Source organism: Halodesulfovibrio aestuarii DSM 17919 = ATCC 29578 (assembly GCF_000384815.1).
GTDB lineage: Bacteria > Desulfobacterota > Desulfovibrionia > Desulfovibrionales > Desulfovibrionaceae > Halodesulfovibrio > Halodesulfovibrio aestuarii.
Window position 1 is genome coordinate 313,961 of the sequence record NZ_ARQF01000019.1, and the last position, 12,978, is coordinate 326,938.

Genomic DNA, 12,978 nt, shown 5'->3' on the forward strand with positions numbered 1-12,978 from the left:
GTAAAAACTGCATCTGTTATGTTGTCAGATTTCATGTTTCAATTCAAGAAGATTGAAACGCATAAGAAGGAATATGAGATGCAAAGTGAAGCAATTGAAACCACAGCCACACCCACCGATTATAACAAGAGTGCTCTTCGCTCCGGTATAATAGATGGGTTCAAACAAGCTCTCCCGATCATCGTCGGGTTTATTCCCGTAGGATTTACCTTTGGTGTACTTGCCACAAAAAACGGACTTCCGGGCCATCTGACCGTACTCATGTCATTTCTTGTTTTTGCGGGGTCATCCCAGTTCGTTGCAGTCAGTCTGTTTGCGGCATCCATGTCGCCAATTACAATTGTCATCACAACCTTTATTGTAAACCTCCGGCATTTACTTATGTCCGCAGCCATAGCACCACATCTTTCCAAAATATCGCTATCCCGTAAGCTGTTATTCGGTTTCCAACTGATTGACGAAAGCTTTGCCATACACATGGCAAATATAGACAGAAATAATTTCGGGGAAACACAGGCTGTTACAGTTAACTGTATCGCACATTTTTGCTGGACAGCCGGTACACTACTTGGGGTCTGTGGATCGCACCTTATTACCAACATAAAACCGCTCGGCTTTGATTATGCACTACCAGCCATGTTCATGGTACTGCTGATCTGGCAGGTAAAATCCAACATGCACGCAATCGTAGCACTTGTTTCTGCTGGAGCAGCTATTGGTTTATATCTGGCAGGTGCTGAGCAACTCTGTGTAATTATAGCCTCTATTATCGGCGCAACAGCAGGAGTATTTTTATGCAATATTCGCAAGAAACAATCTTAGTTACAATAGTCGGTATGATGGTCGTAACCTACCTCCCCAGATTGCTTCCCATCGCCCTTCTTTCTAACAAACAATTCCCAGCTGTTGTTACACAGTGGCTTAGCTATGTACCGGCAGCAATTTTGAGCGCCTTACTTGCTCCGTCGTTATTCATCCATAATAATAACTTTTCCCTCTCATTCGACAATATGTATCTATGGTCTGCAATTCCGGTACTCATTGTTGCTATCCGTACAAAAAGTTTTTTCGGAACCATTGTAACCGGAATGGTAGTTATAGCCGGTTGGCGTTATCTTCTGGCTATGTAGCCAGTCTCAACGAACTGTTATTGTCCACCACCGGCTGTGTTGCAATGCATGGATATTGAGGAAAAATACACGATCTTGTTTGATCCTTTTTTCATCTAGATAATTATATCTATTTTCAATAGCCATTCGCATGCACCACAAAGCCTTACCAACAAAAATTGGTAAGGCTTTTTTTACGCTTCATAACTCCACAAAAAACTATAAAGAATATATTGCTTTCTACAGAAAAACATTTAGCGCAATTTGTACTACAAGTTTAGAGATATAGAAAATTTTCATATTTCACCTCTACGACAAGCTTGACTTTATTTTTACTCATCCTGTAGGAGTGGTATTGTTGGGATGACCGTTAGTCATTTCATGAATGATAATTCACTTAAAATTTTATTTACAAAGACATCAGAACAGTGGAAAGCAAGTTAAATAGAAAACAACGAACAGAACAAAAAACACGGCATACTATTCTAGCCAGTGGTGTCCGAATACTGCAATCTCACGGCTTAAAGAATTTTACTATGGATAAAGTTGCAGAACATGCTGGAATAGCTAAAGGAACTTTGTACCTTTACTTCAAAAATAAAAACGACCTTCTACTTTCTGTTGCAGACTATTGTTTTAAACCATTGCATGATGAAGTACTAAAAATTTTTACTAAAAACATCAGCCCTGTAGAGAAGCTACAACAATATATTTCTGAAACCACTCGCCATACAGAGCAAAATAGAGCCTTATTTTATGAACTAAAAATCGTTTGGCTTACTCTTTTTGAAAAAGTCATCAACGATACCAGCTCAATATATTGGGAAATGGTCCACATTTTTGCTCAAACATTTGAGGACGGAGTAACCCAAAACTTACTCCGCCCGATGGACACAGAAAAAGTTGCACTATTTTTTATTGATTCAATAGACAGAGTAATGTTTCGAAAAATTTTTTCCAAAGCAAATGAGTCAGCTGAAGATGATGCTAGTGAGCTACTCAATATATATTTACACGGACTGGCATTATAACCAGATCAAGACATAACTCGTAACGCAGCACGACCACTGCTTATATTGGGCTGAAGAAACTCTCTTTCCGGGTCCTTCACATTGTATTCATCACTGACCGAATACCCTGCCCAGCAACACTGATGGATGATACACACCTTATCTTTTCTCTAAATTATCTGGATGAACAATGAAAAACAGCCCTAAAAAACCGATTCGGGTTCTGGTAGTCGATAATCACGAAATATTTCGGATTGGCCTACGAGAAGGCCTTTCATCAACTTCTGAAGTAACTGTTGTCGGTGAAGCTTCAAACGGTAACGAAGCACTTTCAAAAGCGAGACACTTACTACCGGACATCATTTTAATGAATATTGGCATGCCCGTGATGAACGGGATACAAACAAGTCTGGAAATTAAAAAAAGCAATCTCACCAGTAAAATTATTATTCTTACACATAAGACTGAAGGTGATACTGTTTTTTCAGCAATTAAGTCTGGCGCAATGGGATACCTGCTCAAGGACATATCACTAACCGAACTCACACAAAACATTTGTAAAGTTCAAAGAGGTGAACCTGCCTTTACGCCTTCTATTGCTCTTGAAGCCCTTTCCCTTATTGCCTCTCCGGGTGAGCATAAACACACAGAACCACACCCCCTTACCCCTAGAGAGGTCGAAATTCTTCAACTAGTTGCAGAAGGAAAAGGAAACAAAAGTATTGCCGATGAACTCACAGTCAGTGAAGCAACTGTGAGCACACATATGAACAATATTCTTACAAAGCTGCACTTGTCCAACAGAGTGCAAGCAACACTATATGCTCTCCGCAAGGGATTATCTTCTCTTTCTTAGCTGTCTACTAACAAAAAGCCCCGCTACGTAATACGTAGCGGGGCTTTTTGTTAGGCATAAAAAAAGAGGTACCCGTTACGGGTACCTCTTATAGTGGCTGTTAGCTCACTGACTTTGTAAAAATAACTTCTAAATTAGAAGTTGTACTGTGCGCCGATAGCAGCTTTGAAAACGTCGTCAGTGCTAGGAGCAGCGTCGTCGAGATCAGTTACTGCGTAAGCAAGGTCAACGATAATGTCGAGGTTATCGTATGCAGCGTAAGTGGTTACGAAGTCAAATTCAACTGCAGAATCATCATCGGACCAGTTTGTGATGTTAGCTGCGAGGTCGTCGTCGTTAGTGCCACGAATGTAGGTTGCGCGAACAGTGTGGGAAACTTTTTCGATGAAGGACATTTCAGAAGCCTGAAGAGATACGCCCCATTTGCCGATTGCGCTACCGAAGAGTGCATCGGAAGAAGTAGCAGCAGCACCGAAACCAACAAGAGTACAAGGAACGAAGTCAAGACCTTCGAGAGTAGGCATGATGCCTTCGCCGTCGCTGTCGTTACCGGAACCGTACCATGCGAGGAATGCAGGAACTGCGAAGTCAGTTGCGTAAGCAGCTTTACCAGCTAAGAAGAAGCCATCGTCCTGAGACTCAACAGCACCGTAGATACCGTCGAATGCGAGAGTGAGGTTTTCAACTGGAGTAGCTTCTACTGCAACACCGTACCACTGTGCTTCGTTGCCGTTGAGGGCGCCGGAGTCGTGACCGTTGTTAGAAACCATGATGTAAGGGCTAACAGTTACTACGTCGAGGTTTGCAGAAACGATAGCACCGAAGAGGTCAGCAGTTGTGCTAGAAGCATCAGCGTCGTAAGGACGTGCGAAGAATGCAGTTGCATCAACTTTACCGAAAGAAGTGCTAGCTACGATAGCAGCAACGTCATGGTTGATTACTGGAGAACCAGCAACTGCGCCTGGAAGAGCAAGACCCTGGATACCAGCACGAACCTGAACGGAAGTGGAAGGTACGAGGAAGGTCATGTAAGCACGTTTGGTTTCGATGTTAACGCCGTCAGCACCAAGAGCACCACCGGAGTTGTTACCGATGTTGCCATTTGCATGACCCCAAGTCTGGTCGATTTCGAAGAATACGGTACCGGAGAGGGACTCAGATGCAACGATGTCGATCTGGGAGCGGAAACGCTGAGAGAAATCATTTGTTTTGCCGTTGTTATCTACGTTAAGGTAGTCGTAACCAGCGTAGAGGAAACCGGAAGCCTTAAATTCAGCAGCAGATGCGCTAAAAGCAGCACCAAGCACCATGCATGCAGCAAGTGCGAGAACGATAATACGTTTCATAATAAATTTTCCTTCTTAAGTTCACTAAAATCCAAAGTCAGTGGCCGTTCAAATTTTTGTACCCGTGGGTAAAAAAATATGCAGCCGAGAATGAAGCTCTTATATTGAGGTGGCTTCATGTTGATCTTCGCGGCTAACGATTATCTACATGCCTCTATGGTGAGCTTCATATATGAATAAGAGTGGCTAAACTCTCATTACATTCAAAATGGAAATCTTGTTCTTTTATCTAAGCATAACCACGTACGTTTTTATTCAGATCATTTACGTAGTAATCAAAACATATGACTAGGAACAAAAATTTTCTTTGATCTATGTCTATACACGGTTTAACTTTTTTGCATCAACAATATTCTTGAACTAGCAACATATTTATCTACATAAATATGTCTACTTTTGTACATATTTATATTTAGACCACTTGTAAGACATTTCCTTACCTTCCTAATATAAAAAGTCTTTATATTAACCAACGACAACAACGTATCAAAACGAAAGAAACGTACCGTCTTGATTAGCTACTTATAATTTTTTACACACTATGGAACGCGACGGCACTGTACATTTTTTTCTCTATCAATCTTTCAAACTTGTACCCGTGCGCATTGCCATGTACTGCAAAGATACACCTTGCCGATTCGATACACTATTCATGACTGACTGGAGCGCCTGTGTTTTCTTCCGTAAAAAAACTGTTCACCAAAGCATCCCTGCATTCTTCTCTTGAGCAAGCCCTTACGGCTTACAATAACGAAGAATACGAACTCGCCATTTCTCTTTTTGAATCATCGGGACGGAATATAACTCCTGAGGCACTCTATTACCTTGGCACATGCTATTACTGGGGACAGGGAACAGAGCCCAGTCAGGAAAGAGGTCTTCGCCTCTTTATTGCCTCTGCGGAACAAGGATACAGTCGGGCGCAGCTTGAGCTTGGAGACATCTATCGTTACGGGCATGGAGTGACTGCAGACAACAAAACAGCTCTTCAATGGTATGAACGCGCACAGGCTGCAGGCAGTGTTGATGCCACCGCAGAGGTGGCTCGCTGTTATGAATACGGTGACGGTGTTGAGCAGTCTGCCAGCAAAGCTCTCACACTATACGCAGAGGCGGCTGAAGGCGGCAATGCTATGGCACAATACTCTCTTGCTTGCTTCTACACTCAAGGCGTTGAAGTAGAATACGACCCTATCACCGCATTCTATTGGTTCAAGCTCGCTGCGGATCAGGACTTTGCAGATGCATATATTCATGTGGCTGCAAGCTATGCACGCGGGGAAGGCGTTGATACCGACCTGAACAAAGCTATTACATGGTATGCGAAGGCGGCCAAACATGGTAATGCTGTTGCACAAAATAATATGGGATATTATTACACAACAGGTACCGGCGTTGTGCAGGATGAAAAAAAAGCAACCTTCTGGTATTACCAAGCAGCTAAGCAAGGTCATGCTATTGCACAATACAACCTTGCAGAGCGCTACCGAACCGGAAAGGCGATTGAACAGAATCTAGAAGAAGCAGCCTATCTGTATCTCGAATCTGCAAAGCAAGATGATAAAGATGCGCAATACCGTATAGCAATGTGCTATAAGTACGGCGAAGGTGTCGAAAAAAATCTGGGAGAATTTGCGTATTGGATAGAAAAAGCAGCAAATCAGGGGCTACAGAAAGCTATTGAGGAAATCGATTTATATGTAAAACCGGAAATGCCGCCAATGGAAATGCAGGAAGTTGAGTCTTCGAATGTAGAGTAACCCGCTGTCGCCCCCTACGACACACTCAGGTGACCATCATTTTTTTACACTCTCAAGCAAGCACCACCGCATATATAGCTATAAATTCACCGCAACCTTCAGAATTACCTTATGAATTTCATCATCTGAAATCATAGGCATGTGTGCATCTTCAGGAAAGAAGATAGCGAAGCTTCCCGGCAAAACAGTATTCCAGCTAACCGGTGGCTCATCGTAAAAGTACACATCAGGATATTCTTCCGGCTTTTCAGCAGGCACGGATATGTCACCTCGCGACTTCCACCCCATACGCTCATTACCCTTCATCACAAACTGTATATCGACGTATTCGTCATGCGCTTCGAGCTTTGCCTCATCAACAGATTTACCCTGTTGATGGACTACTGTAGCAAACAGTTTGCGGCCCTGTATCTCATACTGCCCGTCCGGCAAGTCATGCAGATCCTCACGGCGCAAAAAGGCAAAGGCTTCAGCAAAATATGGTGATAACGCTTCATATCTTGCAGCATGCTCCAAAACATCTAAAATCATCTCAACATTCCTCATTACTTATTAGATAACTGAGCGTCACCCTGCATCAAACGAATTGCCTTTTCAATGACAATATACTGCAAGACGCACAAAAAAAGAGCATGATGCGTGCAAGTCAATACCCATCGTTCAATCTATGCCTGAACCTGTTCTCATGACCAGTCGCCAGCCTGTTTCACACTGATATCTGTAAGCTCAATTTTCAATATACAAGTACGACGAACTTCCGAAGCAGGCATTGTTCCTGCCTTGCCATAATACTTCGCACAAACAGCATCCAAAACTCGTTTCTTTTCTTCAACATCCTGAACAAACTCAACGATTCCGTTCGCCATTAAACATTGGAAGGTATACCCACTGTTACATATATTTTCAGTAGTTGATGATGGAACAAACGCCCCCTCACGAGTTACTTCAATAAATACATTCGGATTGCTATTCAGTACGTCAATTTTTCTACCGCTTTTTGCACAGTGAATGAACAGAGTCGTTCCCTGATGCACAAAATTTAGAGGAACGACATACGGCTTATTGTCTACACACATTCCTAAACGACAGACAGCCACAGCATCTAGCACTTCATCAACAAGCTCTTCTCCAGTAACATCTTTATCTTTTCGCCTCATTATTTTCTCCTAAAGAATTATACGCACCACATCTCTTACTAAAAAGCTACCTAAAAACAATTTAGATTCCACAAAACAAACCTATGTCTTTTTATGCATAGGTTAATATCTATCTTTAAAATACCATTTAACTACTATGTTTTATTTAACATAACTACAACACAACACGTAAAAAACTTAATGAATCCCCAATATTTAAGGTAGTTACCCATTTCAGTGCCAAACAAAGCGTAATATTTTAAAATAATACTACTTTTCCATTTTGTTATATCTTTTTAGACATAATAAAAAAGAAACACTCAACTGGATTAATACGATGACAACTGGCGCTCCAACAATGCGAATTCACCTATGGCTCGAAACCTCTTCGGGGGTTCTTATGGGACAAGGAAGATTACAACTACTTGAATACATAGAGCACACTGGTTCACTCAGTGCGGCAGCTAAAGCGTTGGGTATGTCGTACAGGGCAGCTTGGGGAAAAATTAAGGCATCTGAAAAAATCCTCGGTGTGAAATTGCTAGAGCAGCAAGCCGGGAAAGGTTCCTCAGCTCAGCTCAGTACAGCAGCGAAGCATCTTATTTCATCCTATAAAAAATGGCTGGATAACGTAGAACAGTATGCACTCTCATCCGCTGCAGAACACTTCGGGTATGCACCTGACAAGTATTGGTCAATAAAAGACCTTCCTTCTCCCGTAATTTCAAGAGAATAACCAGCCTATGTTCCTCTGCTTAAAAAATGTGCTTATCAATTCAAGGACACATTATCGGGAAAGGTGCGCCCATAGGCGTGTTAATGTTAACATACTGAGTTTAAACATTTAACTTGCAACAAAAATGAACAGCGTGTGATAGTTTGCTCTATGCATTGTATAAATTCAGTACAATTATCTTACTCACTACAGGAGGCCAACGCATGAGTTATACGCGGCGAGGATTCCTAAAGCTCACCAGTGCCGGGGTAGCCTGCCTCTCACTGGGACAGCTCGGCTTTGATTTGACGGAAGCGCAGGCCTACGCGACTTCCCTCAAAACAAAAGGCGCTAAGGAAGTCATCACAATCTGTCCATTCTGTTCAGTAAGCTGTCACATCATCGCACATGTTCGCGACGGAAAGCTCATCAGTACAGAAGGTGATCCGGACTTCCCAATCAATGAAGGAGCACTCTGCGCTAAAGGTGCAGCCCTTCTTTCTATGTCACGCAACGAGCACAGGGTTAAAAAACCTATGTACCGTGCTCCATACAGTGATAAATGGGAAGAAAAAGACTGGGACTGGGTTCTCACTAAAATTGCAAAAAAAGTTAAAGAGACCCGGGACAAAGAACTTATCTTAAAAAATGATAAAGGCCAGACCGTCAACCGTCTGGAATCAATGTTCCTGCTTGGTACTTCGCATGCCAGCAACGAGGAATGTGCCCTTATCCATCAAGCTATGCGCAGCCTCGGTGTCGTCCACATGGACCACCAGGCACGTATCTGACACAGCGCAACTGTAGCGGCTCTGGGAGAGTCGTTTGGACGCGGTGCTATGACAAACCACTGGATCGACATCAAGAATGCCGATTCAATCCTGATCATCGGCAGTAATGCCGCTGAACATCACCCTATTTCCTTCAAATGGGTGTTACGGGCTAAAGACGCAGGTGCAACAATAATGCATGTTGACCCTAAGTTCTCCCGTACATCTGCCCGTTCTGATTTCCATGTACCTATCCGTTCCGGCACAGATATCGCCTTTATGGGCGGTATGATTCATTATGTGCTTGAAAACGGAAAGTACTTCAAAGACTACGTAGTAGACTACACCAACGCTCCGTACATAGTAAGCGAAGGGTTTGAATTCAATGACGGTCTGTTTAGCGGGTATGACCCTAAAAATCGTACATATGATCAAAGCTCATGGAAGTTTGATCTCGATTCCAACGGTATTCCCAAAAAAGACATGTCTCTCAAACACCCGCGCTGTGTTTTCAATCTGCTGAAAACACACTTCTCACGTTACAATCTTGATAACGTGTCTTCTGTTACGGGCGTATCCAAAGACAACCTCAGCAAAGTATATGAGAACTTCAGTTCTACCGGAACAGCAACACGTGCCGGTACTATCATGTATGCATTGGGCTGGACCCAGCATACTGTAGGCGTACAAAACATCCGCAGTGCTGGCATTCTTCAGTTACTCCTCGGTAACATAGGGATTGCAGGCGGCGGCATTAATGCATTGCGTGGAGAGCCGAACGTACAGGGCTCAACGGACCATACCCTGCTCTACCATATTATTCCGGGCTACATGGCTATGCCTAAAGCTGACTGGCAGACATATGCAGAGTACAACAAAGCCAACACTCCTGTTTCTCACGATACACAGAGTGCAAACTGGTGGCAGCACAAGCCTAAGTACTTCACCAGCCTGCTGAAAGGCTGGTTCGGTGACAACGCAACTGCCGAAAATGGATACTGTTACGGACTGCTCCCTAAAATTGAAAAAGGCGCAGACCACTCTTACATGTTCCTGTTCGACCGCATGTACAAAAATGAAATCACCGGTGGTTTCATTATCGGCCTCAACCCGATGAACAGTGTGCCGAACTCCAACAAGTTACGTAAGGCACTGGACAACTTGGACTGGCTGGTAACACAGGAACTTCATAATTCCGAAACCACAGATAACTGGCACCGTCCGGGCGTTGACCCCAAGAAGGTCAAAACTGAAGTATTCCTGCTGCCCTCTGCACACCGTGTTGAAAAAGAAGGTACAGTTACCAACTCCGGTCGCTGGCTTGGCTGGCATGACAAAGTAATTGAGCCGGAAGCAGAAGCGCGCTCCTTCGGTGCAGCATTCGTTCCTCTGATGAACAGAGTACGCGACCTGTACAAAAAAGAAGGCGGCAAGCTTCCAGAAGCAATTACAATGCTCAACTGGCCTGAAACATACGATGCCGAATACTGGACGCGCCTCATTAACGGTCAGTTCACAAAAGACACCGTAGTAAAAGGTAAAAAATACAAAAAAGGCCAACAGGTTCCGTCTTTCACAGCTCTGGGCGACGATGGTTCAACCATGTCCCTTAACTGGCTCTATGCAGGCAGTTATACTGAGGAAGATGGCAACAAGGCAAAACGTCGCAACCCTGAACAAACCGACATGCAGGCCAACATTGGACTGTACCCTAATTGGGCATGGTGTTGGCCTGTAAACCGCCGTATTCTATACAACAGAGCTTCTGTTAACGCAGAAGGTATGCCGCTTAACCCTAAAAAAGCTGTTATCAAATGGGACGGCAAAAAATGGGTTGGTGATGTGCCGGATGGCGGCTGGAAACCTATGTCCAGCGGTGAAGGTAAGAATCCGTTCATCATGAGCAAACACGGACACGGTCAGATTTTCGGCCCTGGCAGAAAAGACGGCCCAATCCCTGAACATTATGAACCGGTTGAGACTCCGATTAATTCTCATCCGTTCTCAAACCAGCTCAGCAGTCCGGTGTATAAACGCATCGACAGCGACATGGATAAGCTCGCAAAACCTGCTGATCCGAACTTCCCAATTGTTCTCACCACATACAGCCTTACCGAACACTGGTGCGGCGGCGGTGAAACACGAAACGTACCGAACCTGCTTGAAGCCGAACCTCAGCTGTATGTTGAGATGAGCCCTGAACTGGCTAAAGAAAAAGGCATTGCTAACGGCGACGGCGTTATTGTGGAAAGTATTCGCGGAAAAGTTGAAGCCATTGCGATGGTGACAGTTCGTATGCGCCCTCTCAAAGTCGAAGGCAAAATTGTTCACCTTATCGGTATGCCGTTCTGCTTCGGCTGGACAACTCCCGGTACAGGTGACTCAACGAACAGACTTACTCCTTCTGTAGGTGATCCGAATACAACTATCCCGGAATATAAGGCTAGTTGCGTCAATATCCGTAAAGCAGACAAGCTTACAGAAATTGAAATGTAGATCATCATCTTTGCTGCATACGCAGCAGAATTAAAGGAGCAAGAACATGTCAAAAGCCTTTCTTATAGACACCACACGGTGCACGGCTTGTCGGGGCTGCCAGCTTGCTTGTAAAGAATGGTATGAGCTTCCGGCTAACAAAACAAAACAGGTAGGAACACACCAGAATCCGCCTGATTTGAATGCAAATAACTATAAACTGGTACGCTTCAACGAGCATCTGGATGGAGAAACCATCACTTGGAATTTCTTCCCTGACCAGTGCCGCCACTGTGTTGAGCCGCCCTGTCAGGGCGCAGCAGACACCGTGGAAGAAGGTGCCATCATTAAAGATGAAGCTACTGGTGCAGTCATCTTTACAGATAAAATGAAGCAATTCTCCGACGAAGATTTACAATACGTTAGAGAATCATGCCCATATGATATCCCTCGCTGGGATGCGGCTACAAAGCGTCCGGGCAAATGCGTTATGTGTATCGACAGAGTTCAGGCTGGCCAGCTTCCGGCATGCGTGCATGCATGTCCAACTGGCACCATGAACTTTGGCGACAGGGACGAAATGCTCGCCCTTGCAAAAAAACGTCTTGCCAAGGTCAAAAAAGATCACCCAAACGCAATGCTTGCAGATCCGGATGACGTAAGCGTCATCTATCTGATTGCAGAGGCTCCAGAACGGTACCATACCCATGTTGTTGCCGAAGCTCCTGCGCCTAAAACGCGCAAACAGCTCTTTGCCTCAGTGCGTTCGTCTTTACATTCCGTATCTAAATCCTAGCTATTGTCCTCATGGGAGTGGCGGTTTTCGCCACTCCCTTTCCGGACAGGAGAAATATATGCAAACCGTTGCCACAACCTCCGCCAATACGACGCTCTCCGTATCGCAAACATTTCATGCAGCATGTGAAAGACACCCTGCCCTTGCACCACTTATAGATTCGTTTTCTGCACTGTACGCGGCACGCGCTAACCTTATTGAATCTCTTGCAGAAAAGCTTACAGAAAACAAAAACTGCCCAGCCCCTATCATTCAGGAAGAACGACTTCAGCAAGGAGTACCTATCCTTTCCGATAGCGATATCGAATGGGCAGAAGCCTATTATCTGGAAGTAGAAGCAGCCTTGTTTGAATATCTGAAAACAATCGGCACAATTGGGCCGGCTGTGGATCTATATAAGAAAGCTATCGCAAACAAAAATGTGGCTATATCCTCACTGCTCCGTGCTGCTCTAAATTCCAACGAGTCTGTACTCATCCAGCATGCCAAAACTACGGGCATAGATCCCGCGACGCTGCTCTTTATTACACAGCAAATTTTAAGCTGCATATTAGGCGCCTATGTCACCGCGCATGCGGAAATACTATCAAAAATTTTCTGGCGCGAAGCCTACTGTCCCGTCTGCGGATCATTTCCGGACATCAGCATCCAGCAACGTCCAGATGCGGATCAATCTGAATACCTCGCAGGTGGTGGCGGTAAAAAAATGATGCACTGTTCCTGTTGTTCCCATCAGTGGCATTTCCGCCGCGGAACTTGCCCTGCCTGTAATAATGACGAAGCCGGAGCCATCCACTACTTCCATGTTGAGGAACAGGCTGGCGAACGTGTTGAATACTGCAACAAGTGCAAGACATATCTCAACAACATTGACTTGCGTAATACAACTTCTACTCCGGATATCACAGCTGCTCCATTAACGTTAATTCATCTTGATATGAAGGCTGCACAGAAGAAGCTTAAACCGCTCGTTCACACCATTTGGAACACTTTTTAAGTTGAACA

At 44.3% G+C, this 12,978-nt stretch carries 12 protein-coding genes; 9 read left to right on the plus strand and 3 right to left on the minus strand.

Annotated elements, in window-relative coordinates; genetic code table 11:
- Nucleotides 1-78: 78 nt before the first annotated feature.
- The 4 genes from F461_RS0105360 (at nucleotide 79) to F461_RS0105375 (ending at nucleotide 2,975) form a co-directional block, all read left to right on the plus strand.
- Nucleotides 79-822 carry an AzlC family ABC transporter permease gene (locus F461_RS0105360; protein ID WP_020000125.1) on the plus strand — a complete coding sequence of 248 codons (744 nt, stop codon included), beginning with the start codon at nucleotides 79-81 and terminating at the stop codon, nucleotides 820-822.
- The gene (locus tag F461_RS0105365; RefSeq protein ID WP_020000126.1) at nucleotides 795-1,130 is read left to right on the plus strand and encodes an AzlD domain-containing protein; all 336 of its coding nucleotides are present in this window, start codon (nucleotides 795-797) and stop codon (nucleotides 1,128-1,130) included. Before F461_RS0105360 ends, F461_RS0105365 begins: the two co-directional genes overlap by 28 nt.
- Nucleotides 1,131-1,537: 407 nt before the next feature.
- Entirely contained in the window at nucleotides 1,538-2,140 is a 603-nt protein-coding gene (locus tag F461_RS18540; RefSeq protein WP_073021019.1) for a TetR/AcrR family transcriptional regulator, read from the plus strand.
- Nucleotides 2,141-2,309: 169 nt separating this feature from the next.
- A complete protein-coding gene (locus tag F461_RS0105375; RefSeq protein ID WP_020000128.1) occupies nucleotides 2,310-2,975 on the plus strand; it encodes a response regulator in 666 nt (221 codons plus the stop codon).
- 134 nt (nucleotides 2,976-3,109) lie between these two features.
- Here the strand turns inward: F461_RS0105375 and F461_RS0105380 are convergent, their stop codons facing one another.
- Nucleotides 3,110-4,321 (minus strand): outer membrane homotrimeric porin, encoded by a 1,212-nt coding sequence (locus tag F461_RS0105380; protein ID WP_020000129.1) that lies wholly within the window; start codon nucleotides 4,319-4,321, stop codon nucleotides 3,110-3,112.
- A 671-nt stretch (nucleotides 4,322-4,992) separates the two neighbouring features.
- Here F461_RS0105380 and F461_RS17175 point away from each other — a divergent pair.
- Complete coding sequence (locus F461_RS17175) at nucleotides 4,993-6,081, plus strand: SEL1-like repeat protein (RefSeq protein WP_020000130.1); 1,089 nt, start codon at nucleotides 4,993-4,995, stop codon at nucleotides 6,079-6,081.
- A 78-nt stretch (nucleotides 6,082-6,159) separates the two neighbouring features.
- On the opposite strand, the gene F461_RS0105390 is transcribed toward F461_RS17175, so the two are convergent.
- Together F461_RS0105390 and F461_RS0105395 are read right to left on the minus strand one after the other, a co-directional pair.
- Complete coding sequence (locus tag F461_RS0105390) at nucleotides 6,160-6,612, minus strand: NanQ anomerase/TabA/YiaL family protein (RefSeq protein ID WP_020000131.1); 453 nt, start codon at nucleotides 6,610-6,612, stop codon at nucleotides 6,160-6,162.
- Nucleotides 6,613-6,764: 152 nt separating this feature from the next.
- On the minus strand, nucleotides 6,765-7,238 hold the full coding sequence (locus F461_RS0105395) for a pyridoxamine 5'-phosphate oxidase family protein (protein ID WP_020000132.1): 474 nt from the start codon (nucleotides 7,236-7,238) through the stop codon (nucleotides 6,765-6,767).
- 316 nt (nucleotides 7,239-7,554) lie between these two features.
- Here F461_RS0105395 and F461_RS0105400 point away from each other — a divergent pair, with 316 nt between their 5' ends.
- The 4 genes from F461_RS0105400 (at nucleotide 7,555) to F461_RS18545 (ending at nucleotide 12,970) form a co-directional block, all read left to right on the plus strand.
- Nucleotides 7,555-7,953, plus strand: a complete 399-nt coding sequence (locus tag F461_RS0105400) for a winged helix-turn-helix domain-containing protein (RefSeq protein ID WP_020000133.1) — start codon at nucleotides 7,555-7,557, stop codon at nucleotides 7,951-7,953.
- 203 nt (nucleotides 7,954-8,156) lie between these two features.
- Complete coding sequence (gene fdnG / locus F461_RS0105410) at nucleotides 8,157-11,198, plus strand: formate dehydrogenase-N subunit alpha (protein WP_143154808.1); 3,042 nt, start codon at nucleotides 8,157-8,159, stop codon at nucleotides 11,196-11,198.
- Between the two features lie 46 nt (nucleotides 11,199-11,244).
- Nucleotides 11,245-11,973, plus strand: a complete 729-nt coding sequence (locus F461_RS0105415) for a 4Fe-4S dicluster domain-containing protein (protein WP_020000134.1) — start codon at nucleotides 11,245-11,247, stop codon at nucleotides 11,971-11,973.
- A 58-nt stretch (nucleotides 11,974-12,031) separates the two neighbouring features.
- A complete protein-coding gene (locus F461_RS18545; protein ID WP_020000135.1) occupies nucleotides 12,032-12,970 on the plus strand; it encodes a formate dehydrogenase accessory protein FdhE in 939 nt (312 codons plus the stop codon).
- The last annotated feature ends 8 nt before the right edge of the window (nucleotides 12,971-12,978 follow it).

Bases quoted from the DNA above. Each gene is read 5' to 3' on its own strand.
- F461_RS0105380 (WP_020000129.1), bottom strand. From the start codon at position 4,321: ATGAAACGTATTATCGTTCTCGCACTTGCTGCATGCATGGTGCTTGGT.
- F461_RS0105400 (WP_020000133.1), top strand. From the start codon at position 7,555: ATGACAACTGGCGCTCCAACAATGCGAATTCACCTATGGCTCGAAACC.
- F461_RS0105365 (WP_020000126.1), top strand. From the start codon at position 795: ATGCAATATTCGCAAGAAACAATCTTAGTTACAATAGTCGGTATGATG.
- F461_RS0105395 (WP_020000132.1), bottom strand. From the start codon at position 7,238: ATGAGGCGAAAAGATAAAGATGTTACTGGAGAAGAGCTTGTTGATGAA.
- F461_RS0105360 (WP_020000125.1), top strand. From the start codon at position 79: ATGCAAAGTGAAGCAATTGAAACCACAGCCACACCCACCGATTATAAC.
- F461_RS0105390 (WP_020000131.1), bottom strand. From the start codon at position 6,612: ATGATTTTAGATGTTTTGGAGCATGCTGCAAGATATGAAGCGTTATCA.
- F461_RS0105415 (WP_020000134.1), top strand. From the start codon at position 11,245: ATGTCAAAAGCCTTTCTTATAGACACCACACGGTGCACGGCTTGTCGG.
- F461_RS0105375 (WP_020000128.1), top strand. From the start codon at position 2,310: ATGAAAAACAGCCCTAAAAAACCGATTCGGGTTCTGGTAGTCGATAAT.
- F461_RS18545 (WP_020000135.1), top strand. From the start codon at position 12,032: ATGCAAACCGTTGCCACAACCTCCGCCAATACGACGCTCTCCGTATCG.